Origin of the sequence: Bacillus sp. JJ1474 (genome assembly GCF_036965225.1) — a bacterium.
Lineage (GTDB): Bacteria > Bacillota > Bacilli > Bacillales > Cytobacillaceae > Cytobacillus.
Genome location: NZ_JBALPC010000008.1, coordinates 80,098 through 98,776, shown reverse-complemented (window position 1 = coordinate 98,776; position 18,679 = coordinate 80,098). Strand labels below are relative to the sequence as shown.

15 protein-coding genes are annotated in these 18,679 nt (G+C 39.6%); 6 read left to right on the top strand and 9 right to left on the bottom strand.

Annotation, left to right across the window (positions count from 1 at the left end; translation table 11 throughout):
* The first annotated feature begins 115 nt into the window (after positions 1-115).
* The gene (locus V7164_RS01525; protein ID WP_335347060.1) at positions 116-349 is read left to right on the top strand and encodes a hypothetical protein; all 234 of its coding nucleotides are present in this window, start codon (positions 116-118) and stop codon (positions 347-349) included.
* A gap of 96 nt (positions 350-445) precedes the next feature.
* Here V7164_RS01525 and V7164_RS01520 read toward each other — a convergent pair whose 3' ends face one another.
* Both V7164_RS01520 and V7164_RS01515 read right to left on the bottom strand, forming a co-directional pair.
* Complete coding sequence (locus tag V7164_RS01520) at positions 446-1,132, bottom strand: response regulator transcription factor (protein WP_335347061.1); 687 nt, start codon at positions 1,130-1,132, stop codon at positions 446-448.
* Positions 1,133-1,353: 221 nt separating this feature from the next.
* Entirely contained in the window at positions 1,354-2,496 is a 1,143-nt protein-coding gene (locus V7164_RS01515; protein ID WP_335347062.1) for a sensor histidine kinase, read from the bottom strand.
* 709 nt (positions 2,497-3,205) lie between these two features.
* Between V7164_RS01515 and V7164_RS01510 the strand changes: the two genes are divergently transcribed.
* The 5 genes from V7164_RS01510 to V7164_RS01490 all read left to right on the top strand — a co-directional run bounded on the left by V7164_RS01510 (position 3,206) and on the right by V7164_RS01490 (position 9,919).
* The gene (locus V7164_RS01510) at positions 3,206-3,844 is read left to right on the top strand and encodes a YigZ family protein (RefSeq protein ID WP_335353292.1); all 639 of its coding nucleotides are present in this window, start codon (positions 3,206-3,208) and stop codon (positions 3,842-3,844) included.
* Between the two features lie 101 nt (positions 3,845-3,945).
* A complete protein-coding gene (locus V7164_RS01505; RefSeq protein WP_335353291.1) occupies positions 3,946-4,983 on the top strand; it encodes an LCP family protein in 1,038 nt (345 codons plus the stop codon).
* A gap of 480 nt (positions 4,984-5,463) precedes the next feature.
* On the top strand, positions 5,464-7,740 hold the full coding sequence (locus tag V7164_RS01500; protein ID WP_335353290.1) for an SH3 domain-containing protein: 2,277 nt from the start codon (positions 5,464-5,466) through the stop codon (positions 7,738-7,740).
* 132 nt (positions 7,741-7,872) lie between these two features.
* On the top strand, positions 7,873-8,589 hold the full coding sequence (locus tag V7164_RS01495; RefSeq protein ID WP_335344519.1) for an SH3 domain-containing protein: 717 nt from the start codon (positions 7,873-7,875) through the stop codon (positions 8,587-8,589).
* A 1-nt stretch (position 8,590) separates the two neighbouring features.
* Entirely contained in the window at positions 8,591-9,919 is a 1,329-nt protein-coding gene (locus V7164_RS01490; RefSeq protein WP_335353289.1) for a SpoIID/LytB domain-containing protein, read from the top strand.
* Between the two features lie 24 nt (positions 9,920-9,943).
* Here V7164_RS01490 and V7164_RS01485 read toward each other — a convergent pair whose 3' ends face one another.
* From V7164_RS01485 to V7164_RS01455, 7 genes are all read right to left on the bottom strand, one after another.
* Positions 9,944-11,185 (bottom strand): glycosyltransferase family 4 protein, encoded by a 1,242-nt coding sequence (locus V7164_RS01485; RefSeq protein ID WP_335353288.1) that lies wholly within the window; start codon positions 11,183-11,185, stop codon positions 9,944-9,946.
* Positions 11,186-11,199: 14 nt separating this feature from the next.
* Positions 11,200-12,063 (bottom strand): UTP--glucose-1-phosphate uridylyltransferase GalU, encoded by an 864-nt coding sequence (gene galU, locus V7164_RS01480; RefSeq protein WP_335353287.1) that lies wholly within the window; start codon positions 12,061-12,063, stop codon positions 11,200-11,202.
* Positions 12,060-13,142: a glycosyltransferase gene (locus tag V7164_RS01475; RefSeq protein WP_335353286.1), complete on the bottom strand. Its 1,083-nt coding sequence runs from the start codon at positions 13,140-13,142 to the stop codon at positions 12,060-12,062. Before V7164_RS01475 ends, galU begins: the two co-directional genes overlap by 4 nt.
* A gap of 35 nt (positions 13,143-13,177) precedes the next feature.
* On the bottom strand, positions 13,178-14,284 hold the full coding sequence (locus tag V7164_RS01470; RefSeq protein ID WP_335353285.1) for a glycosyltransferase: 1,107 nt from the start codon (positions 14,282-14,284) through the stop codon (positions 13,178-13,180).
* Between the two features lie 342 nt (positions 14,285-14,626).
* Positions 14,627-16,003: an O-antigen polymerase gene (locus tag V7164_RS01465; protein WP_335353284.1), complete on the bottom strand. Its 1,377-nt coding sequence runs from the start codon at positions 16,001-16,003 to the stop codon at positions 14,627-14,629.
* A 10-nt stretch (positions 16,004-16,013) separates the two neighbouring features.
* The gene (gene wecB / locus V7164_RS01460; protein ID WP_335353283.1) at positions 16,014-17,072 is read right to left on the bottom strand and encodes a non-hydrolyzing UDP-N-acetylglucosamine 2-epimerase; all 1,059 of its coding nucleotides are present in this window, start codon (positions 17,070-17,072) and stop codon (positions 16,014-16,016) included.
* Positions 17,069-18,661: an asparagine synthase C-terminal domain-containing protein gene (locus V7164_RS01455; RefSeq protein ID WP_335353282.1), complete on the bottom strand. Its 1,593-nt coding sequence runs from the start codon at positions 18,659-18,661 to the stop codon at positions 17,069-17,071. The genes wecB and V7164_RS01455 overlap by 4 nt, the downstream gene beginning before the upstream one ends.
* Positions 18,662-18,679 lie beyond the last annotated feature (18 nt).

Here is an 18,679-nt window from a genome sequence, read left to right as displayed (position 1 = left end):
TCTCATCGCCCATTAATCTGCGATAAATATCCTTAACAAAGTGCCCTCGATTTCTTCAAAGGGAGATAAGGATGGAAAAAAGATTTTTTATTGTTCGGGGGAATTTAAAATAAAAATGCTACAGAATTATAAATTCAATCTATTAAAAAGCGAGCTGGGCCGACACAAATCAATCAAGGTACCAAATATGAACTATTCTATTAGCGGGGATGAATTAGCAGACTGGTTACTTGAGGTTTCCTCTCCACGGGAAGTAGATGAAATCGTTCTGATGATTCAATGTGCACGCAAAAGAGGTTCCAAAATCATGTCACTACTTCAAACGATCGCAGCCGCGTTATTAAAATAAAGTAAAAAACACGTCATAGCTTTTAACAGCCATCACGTGTTTTTTTCTTTACAATTTAATTACTGTCCAATGAATGGTGCCCTGCACCGACAAAATTTAGCGGACTTCCACCCAGCCATTTTTAATCGCTACGACAACGGCTTGAGTACGGTCGTTTACATTCATCTTTTGAAGAATATTACTTACGTGGTTTTTAACCGTTTTTTCGCTGATGAAGATAGCTTCACCGATGCCTCGGTTGCTTTTTCCGTCAGCAAGCAGCTGAAGGACTTCGCATTCGCGGCGAGTTAACAAGTGAAGCGGGCGGCGAATTTCTACTCTTTGTGTGTAGCCTCCACCCTTTCCTGACTCTTCAAGTGCTAGACGGCGATATTCATTCACCAAATTATGAGTAACTTTTGGATGCAGGTAGGATCCGCCATCTGCAACAACCTTTACAGCCTCGATTAATGCATCCGCATCCATTTCTTTCAATAAATATCCACTAGCGCCAGTTTTAAGTGCATGAGAAACATAATTTTCATCATCGTGAATAGATAGAATGATGACTTTCGATTCTGGATATTTCTCAATTAACTGTCTCGTTGCTTCTACTCCGTTTGTTGTTGGCATATTGATATCCATGATTACAACATCTGGCAGATTTTTTTCTACAAGGGCTAATGCCTCGCAGCCGTCATCACCTTCTGCAACAACCGAGAATGATTTTTCAAAATCTAGTATTCTCTTTACACCTTCTCTAAACAATTGGTGGTCATCGATTATGACAATCTTTGTAGTCAATTGTGTTCCCTCCCAAATAAATCCCAATTTGTCTAATTCTATTTTTTTCCTCTTATAATTCTACAATTACTATTTAAATACCTGCGTGTTGATTCTGTTACGAACGCCTTTTTGTTTGCAAAAGCCGCTTCTCAGTAAGAGAACCAATTCTGCGGGTATAAGATCTGCATTTTTTACAAGGTCACAATCTCTTTAAAACCTATGTAGTAAAAAACAATTAGTTATAATTGTAATGGAACCTGTATGATGACAATGGTCCCTTTTCCAACTGCTGAATCGATGGCTATCTGTCCTTCCAGCAACTCGACTCTTTCTCTCATGCCCATAATCCCAAAGGAATTGTGCTTCTTTTCTTGAATATCGAAGCCTTTTCCATCATCTTTAATGACAACCGTTACCTTCGATTTATCAATTTCCAGTCCGACTGTGATCTTATTGGCCTCTGCATGCTTTAAAGCATTTTGCACGGATTCCTGAATAAGGCGGAAAAGAGCTACTTCATATTTACCAGGCAGGCGTTTTTCCTCTTTTATATTTGAAAAATCTATTCTAATCGACTTATGATATTCTTCGATGGTCACTAGGTATTTTTTGAGGGTTGGGACTAAACCTAAATCGTCAAGGGCCATCGGGCGCAAATCATAAATAATCCTTCGAACCTCATAGAGGGCGCTTCGGACCATTTTCTTAAGATCGCGGATTTCCCCAATTGCTGCAGGACCCCCTTGCTCCTTATATACTCGTTCAATCAAATCGGAACGCATCATCACATTCGCCATCATCTGTGCGGGGCCATCGTGAATTTCACGGGACAGCCGCTTTCGCTCTTCTTCCTGCGCTTCGATAATTTTCAAGCCAAATTCCTGTTTCAGCTTGGCGTTTTCTAGCATTTCTCCAACCTGTTTCAGATCACTCATTAAATAATTCATAACCACTGAAATTTGCGATATCAAATGCTCGGCACGTTCAATTGTATCATTTAAGCCCACGAGCCTTCTCTCAATATCATCCCGCCTGTCCCGGAGCTGCTTTTCGAGCTGCTGATTCATGGTATAATCCATTTGCAGGCGGTGAGCCTTTTCATAAGCGTCCCGAACCTCAGCCTCAGAATAGTCCTTAAAGTGCTTGCTAACCTCGGAAAGCTTCTTTCTGGCAAAACGAGTCTGAGCCTCAAGCTTGTCCCCTTCGTCAATGGACTTTTTGACAAGCACCTTCACTTCTTTTAGCTCATCGGATAATGTTAAATGCTCCTTGCGGCATTGTTCACCAATTTGAAACACTTCGTCCTTGCTCGAACCAACTGCTTCAACCATTTGCTCTAAAATCATATCAAGTGTTTTCGTATCAAATTTCTTATTACTCATAAGATTTTCCTCCAATGATTAGACGCCCAAAACATCGCATGAGTTTCACTAGGGTCTAACTCAATTTGGCGGGCTAGCAAAGGCTCATTACCTCTCAACTTAGTATTTATAGCCTTGCAGCGATCGGAAGAGTACTAACGGCATGTTTACAATGAATAATATTACTAGGTACCTTCTTTTAAGCCCATTACCTATATCCATTATATTAGTTTTATTTAATAAGAGATACTATCATTCCGCCCATTAAATTATACTAAATCATGAAAAAATCGGTAAAAAGCCTCACACTTGAGTTTTTTCTCTATGTCTTATATCCTAGTATAATGACTATACGTGTGACCAGATCCAAAAGTGTTTTAGCGTTAAGCAGCCTACAATCTGTACTAGCCTAATTTCTCACTATGAGGATAGTGTCATTATACCATGGGACTAAAAATGCTATATTAAGATTTCATTACAAAACAAACTATTTTTTTCAAATTTATTATATTTTAGGAAAAGGCGTAACTTTTGCCATTATTCATTGATGTAAGATTCGTGTCGAATTATAATGATAAAAGCGGAAGCGCCTCGAAACAATCGAATCCCTGCTAAGAATAGTCACTTGTGATCAGCCACGACAAACAGGAAGCAAGGTTGTTCTCAAACTTTCGTTTCGTATTATAATGTAGAAAAGCGATTCAATGTAAGAAGAGAAAGGAGCGGTTATATGCTGCCCCGTTACTATACAGTTAAAGGATACGGCGAAAACGAAATCGTCATCCAAAAATCGCGATTTATTGCTTATGTGACAAGAGCGGAGACTGAGGCAGAAGCCCAGGACTTTATCCAGCAAATCAAAAAGAAGCACTGGGATGCTACCCATAACTGCTCTGCCTATATGATCGGTGAAAATGATCAAATTCAAAAGGCAAACGATGACGGAGAGCCAAGCGGCACAGCCGGAGTTCCCATTCTTGAAGTATTGAAGAAAAAACATCTTAAAGATACAGCCGTTGTGATTACCCGTTATTTCGGCGGAATTAAGCTTGGTGCCGGCGGACTGATCCGCGCCTATGGAAAAGCCACCTCTGAAGGCATCGATGCAACCGGTATCGTCGAACGGAAATTAATGAGAGTCATGCATACAAAAGTCGATTACACCTGGCTTGGCAAGCTAGAAAATGAACTCCGCTCGTCTGTTTATACGATTAAAGATATCCATTACCTTGATAATGTCGAGTTTGAAACGTATGTCGAAGATGAGCAAACGGAGAACTTCATTGACTGGATGGTTGAGCTTACGAATGGACAAGGTGTTATGTCGAAAGGTGACAAGGTGTATTTGGAGGAAGAAGTGGGAAAATAATTATATTTACGATTGCCTATTATTTATGTAAAATTAACTATTGTTTCAACATTTTTTCCTTGTTCAAAAAACACTATATTAATAAATAAAGTAGGGATAGAATGTCTAAATCTAGGTCAAATAGGCGAAAAAACAGAAAAAAACGCTTTTGGCGAATTACTGTCCTCCTTTTCCTGCTCCTTCTTTTAGGTGGCGGGTCCTATTTTGCTTATAACGTATTTTATCATGCCAACTTAGCCAGTAAGAATATTTATAAAGAAATTGATCGGGATAAAGTAAAGAATCATCGTACAGAAGAAGTTAAAATTACGAAGGATGCTTTTAATATTCTTTTACTAGGGATAGAAGAGCAAGGCGGCGGCTCAAGGTCTGATGTCATCATGCTAGTAACAGTCAGTCCGCAAACAGGAGAGGTTTCCATGCTCAGCATTCCTCGGGATACTAGAACGATGATTCCAGCAGCCGGTTTCCAGACAAAAATCACGGAATCCTATAGCTATGGCGGCGTAGAGTCCACTATAGAAACAGTTAATCAGTTATTGGATGTGCCGATTGATTACTATATCACGACAAATTTCGATGGCTTTGAAGATATCGTTGACACCCTTGGCGGCGTACAGGTGAATGTTCCTTTTACATTTAAAGCCCAATTAACCGGAAGTTTAAAATGGAAAACCTACTACGAAGGCCAAATGGACTTAAATGGAAATGAGGCACTTGCCTACGTAAGGATGAGAAAAAAGGATCCAGAAGGTGACAAAGGACGTAATGAAAGACAAAAAGAAGTCATAAAAGCGATCATTGACAAAGGCACTTCTTTTGGTACAATTACAAAAATTGATGATATACTAGGAGATCTTGGAGAGAATGTAAAAACAAACATCCCTCCATCTCAATTTGCTAGTTTTGTTAAACTTTATTCGAAACTAAAAAGTTCAGAAATTCAAACCCTTGCTTTAAGAGGAACAGACGGTAAATATAATGGGATCTCTTACTTTTTCCCAGAAGATGATTCCATCGAAGAAATTAGCACGATTCTCAATAACACGCTCAACAACACGACTACCAATAACCTGACGGGAAATCAATCATCCGATTCGAGTGCTTCTGAACAGGCATCAACTGGTGTAGAATACTAATTTCACTTTTTAGCAGATTACAAATTTAATAGACATTTAAAAGTTGCCGATGCTATGCTGAGGCAGCTTTTTTTTTGTTTTTTTTCTCTAAAATGAGGTGCTTTGCTCAGCCAATGCTGAGATTGAAACGATTCTATGTTTGCCGTTTGTCTCCTTCCCCTGCTGAACCCTTACATTGAATAATTCAATGTTACCGTTTTAACTCTTTCACCTTCAAAACCCTCACATTGAACAACCCTATGTTACCTTTTATCTCCTTCCCCACTAAACCCTTACATTGAACAACTCAACCATAACGTTTTTGTCTCCCTCACCTTCTAAAAGAAAACATCAAACATTTCTATTTTTAGCTTAATCTACCACCTTACATTTTTTTCATAATTATAAATGCCTAAATTTGCTTTTACGGGTTGGAAGATTAGACAAAATTCGCTAGAATAAGGTAGTATCTATTAAATTTTGTCGACGGAGGGAAGAAATTTGAAAAAACTCATTGCCTCTTCTGTTCTTGCCACTGCTGCTTTATTTCCTGCCATCGTACAAGCGGAAAACCTAAATACTCCGGCTAATATGTTCGTAGACCAAAATGTTGAGATTAGAAAAGGCGCTACAACTGCCTATCCTCTAATTACATCTCTTCCAATAGGAAAAAGTGTGACAGTTATTGATGAATTCATCAACTCAGCTGGTGAAACATGGTATCGAGTTGATTTAGGCAGCAAACAAGGATGGGGATTAGCGAGCAGCTTTACCGAGAATTCTACTAATCAATCTCCTCTGCAAACAGGGAAAGAAGCAACCATTACAGAAGATCAAGTAAATGTTAGAAAAGGCGCTACAACCTCTTATGAAGTAGTAACAAAGCTATCAAAAGGAACGAAGGTAAAAGTAATCGATACCTTTAAAAATAGCAAAGGGGAATTATGGTACCGAATCGAAGTTGGTTCGATTAAAGGATGGGTCATTCAAAGCTACTTAACCCCGGTGACCGATTCGAAGCCTGCACCTCCTGCTATAGAAAGCAAGACAGTTCAATCAAAGGCCGCAGTCAGAAAGGGTGCCACTGGATCCTACAGCATTGTTACATACGTTTATAAAAATCAAAAGATCACCATAATGGACACATTTAAAAATGCCGCTGGAGAAACCTGGTATCGTGCAGACTTAGGGACTATTAAGGGCTGGATTCACGAGGATGCCTTTAAGCCCGCTGCCAATCTGCCAAGCCCTCCTGATACAGAGACTAACCCCCTTCCAGAGGTTGGCAGCTATGTATACAGCAGTCAAAACGGAATTGATGTAAGAAAAGGGGCAACTGACTCCTATGCATCTGTAGGTAAGCTTTCAGTGAACCAAAAGGTAAAAGTCATTGATCATTTTACAAATGCAAACGGAGCTACTTGGTTAAGAGTTGAGGTTTCCCCAACATTATTAGGCTGGGTTCCAGCTAATACAATCAGTGCAACTGAATCATTAAATATTGATTTATATGTAAGTGTGGCAGTAGCCAATTTAAGAAGCGGCCCATCAACAAATGATTCTGTTATTGATCAAGCGACAATGGGAACTTTGTTAACAGCTATAGACAAGGCATACGACACAAGCGGTGAACTATGGTACAAAGCCCTCAACAGTTCTAATCAAACAGTTTGGGTGCATGCAACGGTCGTATCAACTAAGCCTACCTTAAGTAAAGGAGCTATCCTCATTGTAGGAGCTAGCAATATTTCTTTACATTCCGGTGCTTCAACCCAATATAAAGTAAAGGAAGTTCTAAAAAAGAATAGTACTATAACTTTTGTTGGTGACTTTACGAATTCACTTGGTCAATATTGGCTTCAAGTAAAGAGCTCATCTGGAAATACAGGCTGGATTCAGGATACACATATGGATTCCCTCCAGTTATTAGAGAAGAAGCTTCTTTCTCCTGAAGTAACAAGTTTGGATGGGCATCAATACTTAAACTGGAAGAAGCCTAGTAAATATTCAATCTCCTACTCTACTTTATCGTCCAATCGACTAAAGCTTTCCGGAGGATTAACGGACGTTGATCTGCCAAAAGGGAACATTCCAGGAATTCAATCCGTTGAGACTATTTCGTCCGGCAGTGAAAAATCTGTAATCATCACTTTTGAGCCAGGCTACTCTTTTACAATCAGAGATTATAACGATAAGTTATCCATCAAAATTGTCCCATTAGGACTGCTTGGCAAGCATGTTATTATTGATGCCGGGCATGGCGGAAAAGACGCAGGGGCTGTTGGTCCGACTGGGCTAAAAGAAAAAGATGTGAATTTAGGCACTGCTCTAATCCTCAAGGAGGAACTGGAAGCATATGGAGCGATTGTCACTTTAACTAGGAGTACAGATATCTTTTTAGAGCTATCACAAAGAACCGATATCGCAAATCGTTCACAGGCGGATGCATTCATTAGCATTCACGGAGACTCTTTTTCTTCAACATCTAAAGGAACAACGACCTATTATAATTCAACCGTTAACTTTAACGGTCCTAGAAGTAAAACGCTAGGAACCGCAATTCAGAAAAATATGGTTTCCTCTATGAATACGTATAATAGAGGTGTAAAGGAACAATCATTCTATGTAAACCGTATGAATGATCTTCCAAGTGTTCTTGTTGAACTAGCATTCATTTCTAACCCAAATGAAGAAGCGTTACTAAAAACAACAGCATTCCGCAAAAAAGCGGCCGTTGGGATCACGAAAGGTTTAGAGGAATACTTTAACAATTTCTAAAATCTAGTAATCCTATTTCCCGACAAAAAAATTTATGTTAATCTACTATATGTAAGTGAATTTGGGTATTTTTTATATAATACCCAAATTTTTTTTTATAAAACAAAAAAATACATAGGGGGCAAAAAATAAATGAACCGGTCTAAAAAATTAATTGTTGCTGGAGCATTGACACTTAGCATTGGAGCAGGCGCTGTATTGGCAACTCCACAGGCGATGAACGCTTCTAGCAATGTTGTATTAGCCAGTGTGGATTGGGTAACCTCTCAATTAAATCCAATGAAGACAAAAATGACTGAGCTTGAGAATAAGATTAATTCACAACAGCAAGAGATTAATAGTTTGAAAGCTCAGATTTCTCAACTAGGTTCTAATCCTGTAACGCCACCACCAACTACGACTCAGCCACCGGCAAACGGAGAACTTCCATCGACTGTTTATGTAGCCAATGCATCGGTTAATATTCATTCCGGCGCAACGAAAAGCTATAAAGTCATCGCTACAAAAACACAAGGAACATCCTTGAAGGTCATTGATCAATTTACTTCCTCAACAGGCCTTTGGTATCGTGTTGAACTTTCAGCTACTGTAAAGGGATGGGTATTTTCGAATGAGGTTTCTGTAACCAAACCGAGCACGAGCGGTCCGACACAGGTCGTTACATTTGGAGATGTTCATCTGCGTAAAGGTGCTACGACTAGCTATGCCGTCATCGAAACGCTGAAAAAAGGAACAACTTTGAAATATATTTCAACATTTACTAACGCAAAAGGAGAAGTTTGGTACAATGCTGAAACTTCTGCTGGAGTAAAAGGATGGGTATCCGGATCTCTTAGCGAGGTGAAATAAGTTGAAGAAATTCATTTCTATCATTGCTAGTTTACTATTGCTCCTAGTCTATCTTCCAACAGACTCAAAAGCATCTGAACTAGTAAATTATCCGAAAGAAGTAAATGTATCTGTACATCTGGCAACTAGTGTTACGCTGACCGCAAATGGCAGTTATCAATTAAGCAACAAAGATACAGCTGAAATTACAGAAATTCCACAAGGGACGGTTCTTACCGTTAAAAAGGAAGGTTCAAATGTAAATGTCACTTTTAATGGGACTAGCCTTAACTCTGTAACAGGCTTTAATTTACAGGAAAAAATCAGCACAAGCACATCACTTGTAAGAGTTAGCAATGGCACTACATATAGAGGCAGCTTCTTTTTTAAACCAAATGGAAACAAGGTCGAAATAATTAACATTCTTGATATGGAAGATTATTTAAAGGGTGTTGTCCCGAGTGAAATGCCTGCCTCCTTTCATAAGGAAGCACTAAAGGCTCAAGCGATATCAGCAAGAAGCTATGCTGCCAACACCTTGATGCTGACAAGCACCGCGGCTAGCCAAGTATATCGAGGATATTCTGGTGAAGATGCAAGAACGAATGCGGCTATTAAAGAAACAGAGGGCATGCTAGTTAAATATAATGGCAAGCCGATCCAAACATTTTTCTTTTCCACCAGCGGCGGCCGAACAGCAAATGTTGGTGATGTTTGGAACTCTAAGCAAGAGCACTTCCCATATCTAGTTTCAGTAGATGATCCATATGAATCATCTCCGTTCAGCAACTGGACTGAAACATTTCCTGCTGAAACTCTGCTAAAATCTTTTGGATTCACAGATCTATCAGCACAAATCTATGACATTGCCTTATCAAAAACAGGTGCTAACGGAGAAGTAAGAGGCATTACAATAAAAACCTCTGCAGGGGATAAAACCGTAACGGGAAATGAATCAATTATTCGAAACTATTTTCCGCTGAACAACGTACAGCTGTATAATAAATTGCAATCCAACTGGTTCGACATTCAGCTTAATGGCTCTGCTTCGCAAAATCTTTCTGTACAGACTTCTAGCGGAACGACCGCTATTGGAGATTTGAAAGGGCAAAAAGTGCAAACAGCAAATGGCGAAGTCACTCTGACGGATTCAAAAGTTTCCATTCAAACGGCGAGCGGCGTCGTATCGAACGAAGGAACAGGAAACATTACAACTGTTACCCTAAACGGGAAAGGCTGGGGCCACCGAGTCGGCATGAGTCAATACGGTGCAAAAGGCTTTGCGGAAAGAGGCTGGACTGCCGAGCAAATCCTTACTCATTACTTCCAGGGGACAACGGTATCTAGATAATAAGCTAAAAAGCCAATTCCACAATCAGGAATTGGCTTTTTCTTTTCGCTTTATATCAATATTATCCAGAATATCATCGACAATGCTCTTCCATGAATACTGCTCAATCGCAAGCTTGCGTCCATTTTCACTCATGGCTTGATACTCATCATCAGATACTTTCATTAGCTCCTCAATGGCAGCCGCATTTCCCTCTGGGTTTTCCGGCGGAGCAATCTTACCACAATGGTATTCATCCAAAATGGCAGCACTTTCTCCATCCCCGCAGTATAAAACGGGTTTCCCTGAAGAAATAGCAGGGAAAATTTTCGATGGCCTTGCTCCTTTAAACAGTTCAATGTTTCTCAACGAAACTATACTATAATCACAAATCGAGAACATCCTTGGCATTTCCGAGACAGGAACAGAACCGTAGAACGTCACATTATCTAGCTGAAAATCCTCTTTCATTTTCAACAGTTTTTCTCGCTCCTGACCGTCTCCAACGAAGAGAAAATGTACATCTGGAAGCTTGTCCTTTAATATAAGAGCTGCCCCCAATACGGAATCTAATCCTTGAGCATAACCCAAAGCTCCTGCGTACATAAATACCTTTTTTCCCTGAATGCCGATTTTCTCTAGCAGTTCATGATCTTTTGGAAGGGGCAAAAAGGTATCTGTATTTACTCCATTTGGAAGAAGAAATACATCTGCTTCACTCTTGCCCTTTCGAACCATATAATCCTTAATGCCATCAGTAGCTGTCGCAATTTTCCACGACTTCCTATACAAGAATCTTTCAAGGATCTCCGCCATCCGGATAAAGCTTTTGTTTTTCAAAATGCCAAGCTCCACCGCTGATTCCGGCCAAATATCCGCAATGTTGAAGACAAACTTAGCCCGCTTCATTTTCGCACCGAGGTAACCCGTAATCCCAAGAAATAACGGCGGGGAATTACAGATGATCACATCGGTTGGCTTGGATTTCATAATGGAATAAAAGGCACTAAAGGTGAAGGAAAAATAAGAAGCAAGCCGCTTCCAAAAACTTCCCTTTGGAGATGGGTAAATCCAAGAACGATGAACAGGGATCCCATCCCACTCTTCAAACATATAAAACTTTCCTCGATATTCCTCCGGGATAATTCCGTGAGGGTGATGAGGAAATGCGGTAATCACTTCCACCTGATGTCCTCTGCTAATTAGCTCTTTACTTACTTCATACACACGAATTTGCGGAGCACCTGTTTCAGGGGGAAAATGTTGACATAAATAAATCACTCTCATTTTCCCATCTCCAATTAGTTCACATTTAACTGTTTAATATACGCTTCCAGCTTATCTTTAAGATCTGGACGCTTTAAAGCATAATCAATTGATGCCTGTAAGAAACCAAATTTATCCCCAACATCGTATCGCTTTCCTTGAAGAATATAGGAATAAATCGATTCTTTTCCTAATAAACGATCAATCGCATCTGTAAGCTGGATTTCACCCTTTTTATCCGGGGCAACCTCTTCAAGCAATTCAAAAATGGCTGGCGATAAAATATAGCGCCCAACAATCGCTTGTGTGGATGGAGCCTCTTCAATCGCTGGCTTCTCAACCAAACTTTCTACCTTATAAAGGTCCCCCGATTTTTCTGAGTAATTTACGATTCCATACTTATTAACCTCAGAAAGCGGTACCTCATTACAGCCCAATATACTGGATTGAACTTGATTATACTGATTAATCATTTGTTTAAGAGCCGGAACTTCACTATCAACGATATCATCACCTAGCAATACCGCAAAAGGCTCGTTTCCGATAAACTTCTTCGCACATAACACAGCATGTCCTAGACCAAGCGGCTCTTTTTGGCGAACATAATGAATATCAACGAGATTAGAGATATTCTCAACAACTTCGAGCATATCGTGCTTGCCTGTTCTTTCAAGCAGCATTTCTAGCTCTACGGATTTATCAAAATGGTCCTCAATCGCCCTTTTGCTTCTTCCCGTTACGATAATAATATCCTCAATCCCTGACTCAACGGCTTCTTCAATAATATATTGAATCGTTGGTTTATCAACGATTGGAAGCATTTCCTTCGGCTGTGCTTTTGTTGCCGGCAAAAATCTAGTCCCCAACCCTGCAGCAGGAATTACCGCCTTTTTAATCATGATTTCATCCCCTCTTTCAAGGTTTTTTCATATAGGTCTAGCATTCCATTGGCATTATCTACCCAATTATAATGAGCTTTCACATGCTCTATTCCTGCTAGCCCCATTTCTCTGCTCTTTTCTTTATTTTCAACTAAAGAAAGGATGGCTTTTGCTAACTCTTTCGGATTTTCCTTCGGTACAACGTATCCAGTCTTGCCTTCAACAACGACTTCAGGCAATCCGCCAACATTGGAAACGACTACCGGCACTCCGCACGCCATCGATTCAACCGCGGCGACACCGAAGCTCTCACTATCCTCTGTTGAAGGGACGGCAAATACATCCATTTTATTGATATATTCCGGAACCTTGTCATTTGGAACCCGTCCAGTAAAAGTAGTGACCTCATCGATTTTCAAATCGCGGGTTAATTGGATATATTCATCCCTCTGACGGCCATCCCCTACAATAAGCAGCCTTGCATTGTTTTTACTCTTATAGATGTCTGCAAAGGCATGAATTAAATCCGCAATTCCATATTTATCTTCGAGTGCCTTAACCGTTCCAATCGTAATATGGTCCTCAGATTTTAAGCCTGGCAGAGGCTTAAACTTCGCCATATCTACTCCAAATGGCGTAACAAAAATGTTTTTGTTTGTATACTTATTCGTTTCTTTAGCCATGATATGACTTGTAGAACCAATCACATCCGTTTTCGACAAAGTATATTCAACCATTTTCCGATTTAAACTGCCCTGCTGCGGAAACTGAAAAACATCTCTTCCCCATACAGACAAATAAAAAGGCTTATAATTCGCAAGCGCTCCGACAAAGCCATAGCTTGAGGCGTAATGGGCATGGAAAATATCGGGTTTAAATTGTTTTAACACCTTCTTAAGGGCAAAAACGCTTGAAAAATAAGATAGCTTCCCCGGTAAAAGCTTGGGAAGTGTAATCGTATCAATTTCCTTCGCATTTTCCTCAGAATAATGGTCCGCAAAGGTAACAACCTTAACCTCTATCCCGTTATTTTTATAAAATAAGGCCCACTTATGCGTGTGTATCGACCTGCTTGGAGCCAAAATTAATACTTTCATAAATCCTCCTGTAAATGCGCTTCAGCGCCTCGAAACTACTCTTTTACTAAGGCATTCTTAATTTTTTCCACCCTAGCAGTCCATGAATGCTTTTGCAAAAAGGTGTTTTGAATGTTTTCCCGATATCCTGTAGCCTTAAGGGCCATCTCTTTAATGGCTCTTGCCATATCCTCGGGCTTATCCTCGCAAATAATTCCGTACCCATCTGACTCTATTATCTCTCTTTGCGCCTGACAATATGTGGCGATCACTGGCAGTTCATTAGAGAGATACTCAACAAGCTTAACAGGAACAGCGAAATCATTGTACGTGCTCCGATATCTAGGAATAAAGGCAAAATCCATTTCACGATAAAGATCATTTAATGCTTCGCCGCTTACATGCTGAATGGTTACATCCATCTCTTGCAGGCGAGCCTTTTTCTCTTCGGGCAATTGTTTGTATTCATCCTCACGGCAAACAATCGTCAATTCGGACACTTTTTCCTGCTTGTTCGCAATTTCTAGTGCATCAAGCAGCAAAAATAATCCGTAATCTTCATTATTAATACCGCCGACATAAAGACCTTGCGCGAACTGAGTATCCTTTTCCTTCTTCACTACGTCCACTTTTTTGCCGCCTGGCGGTAGGGATATTTTCTCTCTTTGAATGTCAACATACTTCCCCATCGCATCGCTAGGCAAGAAAATAACTTGGCAATACTTATTGTAAAACCTTTCCTCCATACGATAAATGGTTTGCATAACCGGCTTTTTAACACCTTTTAACGGATAAAGCTCATCAAACTTCCAATATACATCACGATAGAAAACGCCAACAGGGACTTGACGCTGCTTTAAATAACTCATCACCTTTTTATCAATAAACGGCTTTTTCGGAATATGCCCTTTATCTGTCAGCCAAAAAGGAATCGTTTGATTTTCCATATAGCAAAACCAAACATTTTCAAGCTTCCCTTCTGCCTTCCATTGTTCAAAAAGGGTTTCCCGCGCAGAAGAATTTCCTGCCAAAAGCAGAATTTCGACATTCTCCTTCGCTCCCCATTCCTGAAACGCCTTATACATTTCCTTAGGTCGAAGCTTGGAACCGCTATTCGCATTTTCAGCTATTTCAAAAGGATAATAAAGCAAAACTGATTTCATTATATGTTCTCCTTATCGTTCGTCGCCTGCTTTTCAAGTGTGCTTTAGATAAACCCCATGGAAAAATGGGGGTATCACCATAGCGTGGTCCTTTAACTGGGTTTAAAGGACACAAAGTGAGAATAACCGCCATTGCGTGTCCTTTAACTTGGGTTTAAAGGACACATAATGTGAATAACCGCCATTGCATGTCCTTTAACTTAGGTTTAAAGGACACATAATGTGGATAACCGCCATTGCATGTCCTTTAACTTGGTTATAAAGGACATAAAGAGGTGATAAACGCCAAACCGTGTCCTTTAACTACACTTTAAAGCAAGTTCGCCCAACCAGAATTTTACATTAAGACTTAACAGACCCTCTTTTTGAAAAGTAAGCGAACAAATCCAAACGAAGTCTAATAAACAATAGAATTCCCGCGAATAAGCAAGTGATAAAAATCCAAATGGGATTGAATAGAAAATCCGTAAATCCACCTACTAATGTCCGCGGAATATTAATGGAAAAATAAATAAACAGGCATAAAAAGACAGGATTTTTTGGCAGTCTGATAAAAATGATATAGATAAGCTGAACGAGAACTCCTACGTAAATCGTGCCTAGGATAATCCCCAAATATCCGAAATTCGCATAAGCTTCAGCAATAAATAACGTATTCAGCACTCCGCCAGTCCCATCTTCAATCCGATTCGGGAAAGCATTGGCCATCACCAATCTCGCGGAACGGACCTGCTCTATATCAAACCTTTCGATAATAATGGATGGAAGGCTCCTGCCATTAAGAAATGGGATGGAATGGCCAAAAAGATCCAAATGCAAGAAAGTAGGCGAAATTTGAGCAAGAATAATTCGTCCGATTGGTCCGGATGAATAGTTAAGAAAACTGTCCAGATCATTTACACCTTGGATAAAGACATACATAACAACAATGACTGCTGCTCCACTAATCGTGTAGCCTACTATTTTCTGCCACTTTAACACTAGTTTGCCAACATACAGTCTGACAAATATAAACATAATGATGTAGAAAATAATCGGTGATTTCGATAAGTCATATACGCTAATCACTATTGCACTTACAAAAAGGGCGAAGAATAAAAAGATCCATTTCAAATGCCTTGTTTTTACCGCATATACATACGCAATTAACGATAGAAGCGGTGTCAAAGCAATCGCGAAAATATTTCTTATTAATACATTCCCACCAAAGTTCCTTGCTGCTTCAATCCGCTGTAACCCTAATTCCGAAAGATTCCCTTTTAAAAGGGAGATGATCGGTACTTGATTCGTCTTTAAAAGCGTATAGGCAACGGCCAGCATACAAATCATCGAGAGGCCTAGAAATAACAAGTAAAATTCATTTTTTTGATTAAACGTTTCTTCAATTGGTTTTTTCAAATAGTCATTGAATTCCTTTTTTGCATCAAACCCAGCCAGCTTGCTGACAAGAAACATCGTAAGCGGCAGCATAATCATGACAAAGGATACCGCTCCGAAGCCGATATAGCGATAAACATCATGATCAAGCTTGTTAATCATATAATAATGATCGATGTCTAAAGCAATCAGCAGGCTTCCGATATAACAGGAAACAAACAAGGAGTAATAAAAGATTAATGAATTTAAATTGGGTTTCGTAAAGGAAAGGCTCCCAGACACGCTAGAAAATAGTTTGATGGAAACAATTAATACGATCACCCATATCGTGAAAGCCAACATTCGTCAGCACCTACTTTTTGTTAAGAAGTTCAACAATTTTTTCTGAAGCCTGACCATCACCGAACACTTTTTTATATTCAGGATGAACCTCTTTTTGAACGGCAGCTAAGATTTTTTCAGTATCTGTGCCTGTAAGGATATTGGCTTCCCCTGTTAAGGTCTCTACCCATTCCGTTTGCTCACGGATTGTCACACAAGGTACTTGCATGAAATAGGCTTCCTTCTGAACGCCGCCAGAATCGGTTACAATTTTCTTCGCATTAGCTTCTAAAGTTAACATATCTAAATAGCCAACAGGATCAATGACTTTTAAGTTTGTAACATCTTCGAGATTTAAACCATAGTCAGCCAATTTATGTTTCGTTCTTGGATGAATTGGCCACACCTTAACCTCTTCAATTTTCGAAAAGGCTTCTAAAATATTTTTCATATTTTGCAGATCATCGGTGTTTTCTGCTCTGTGAATCGTAATTAAATGATAATTTTTCGAAGTTAATCCAGCTTCCTCAAGGATATTTGATTTTTCCTTCGCTAGCTCACGGTTATACAGAACAGCATCATACATCACATCCCCGATGTTAAACACATTGCGGGTAATATTTTCGTTTGTTAAATTTTCAACCGCTGTATCTGTTGGGCAGAATAGGAATTCTGAAACATGATCCGTCATAATGCGGTTAATTTCTTCCGGCATTTTCTTATTAAAGCTTCTTAGTCCAGCTTCAATATGAACAACAGGAACGTGCAATTTAGCAGCCACAAGTGCGCCCGCTAGCGTAGAGTTCGTATCCCCATAAACCATTAAATAATCTGGCTTCTCGCTCAATACGATTTCTTCAATTTTCGCAAGCATTTCACCTGTTTGCTTGCCATGGTTACCAGATCCGACACCAAGATGATAATCCGGCTTTGGAATATGAAGCTCTTCGAAGAAAATATCAGACATATTTGCATCATAGTGCTGACCTGTATGAATGATTTTCTCATCCATATGCTTTCTTAAAACCCTTGATACCGGTGCTGCTTTAATAAATTGTGGCCTTGCGCCAAGAATCGTTAATATTTTCATTTAAATTCACCTTTCAAGCTTTGAATATAGTCTTTTGCTAAAAATGAATTAATATTATAAGGCTGTGAATATTTGTATCCATTATGTTTGAAAGACAAAGCCATCACGTACTCAGGATAAGTCTTATAAATTCCATACCATTCCATAGGCTCTGTATAGTATTGCTGGTAAAGCTTTTTCTTGTTATAGAGCTTTTTCGCGGTATTATAGAAGACACCATATTTCTGTTTTAAAGATGTCTCCTTCCCAACTGGCTTTACAGGCTCAGGGAAATAATCCGGATACATTTTGTTCAATGTGTAATCATATAAGTACTTCTTGAAGCGATATTCAACAGGGACTGTTTTGAAAAACTCCATTAACCGGTCATCCCATAACGGAATATCCCATCCCTTTTCGTAAAACTCATACACGCGAATAGAGTTGATAATAAACTTTGCCTGCCGCTCTCGCCAATCCCAGTATTCAAATAGGGCGCTTGCCTGCTCATTTGTTTGATACGGAAGGTCTTTAAACGACCTTTTCATTTCAGCTATAACGTCTGTGGCAGATGAGTGAAGCCCTTGTCCCATTTCCCATAACTTGTGATGCTTATTAAGGTTAAACTGCACAACATCGTCAGCCGTAAATTCACGGTCCACCGTGATTTCATAGGCTAAGTGGCTACCTGCTACAAAGTCGCCGGAATGTCCTGGAATGAAGACATAATCTGCATCCTGTTTCGTAACGATCTCCCTTACTGCCGGCCAATCCTGAAGATGGGCCATGGACGAACCATTCACAGCAAAATCAACATAGTCCTTCCATTCCTGAGAATGATACCAGCGATGCCAATCATCCTTTTTGTACTCAATAAAGTCCCACTTTAATCCAAGTCGCTTGGCGATATCACGGCTTACCTGTGCTTCTTTATTTTCCCTTTTTCCATATGTGAAGGAAGCAATATGTTCAATCCCATATTCCTTCAGCAAAATGGCAATAATCCGCGAATCATATCCGCCGCTCAATGGCAAAATCGGAACCTTATTAATCAAACGTTTGATTAAATCGTTGAATACCTCATGGAAAACCGCCTGAAGCTCTTCACTGAATTGCTCTAGCTCCTTGTTTTCAGGATGGTGGTAAAATTGGTAGTATTCATGATTATCGACTGTTCCCGCTTCATCGATTTGAAGATAAGAGCCGGCTTCAATTTGATATACCTCTTCATAAAGCGTTTTTTCATTCGCGGTAAACCCTGTAAGAATGAACTCTTTTGCAGCGGTCTTCTGGAGCATCCGATCTTGCTGATGAGCAATTTTATCTGTCACAATCCAGCGAGATCCTTCTTTATAGTAGAAAAGCGGAATACTGCGCTTCCGATCGACAATCGCTGTTATTCCATTTTGGTCAGCTTGAATAAAAACAAACTCCCCAATTAAATCTTGTAAATGTTTTTCAAAAAAGTTTGCCTCTAGGATATCTTGAATATTATCCTGATGATAATATTTTCCCTGATAAATCACATAGCCGCCAAAATAAGCATGGCCAAAGGGAACTGAAATTTCTTTTATGAGCCTGTTATTGGTAATTCTAACTTCATAGAACAAACGGATCACCTATTTTAC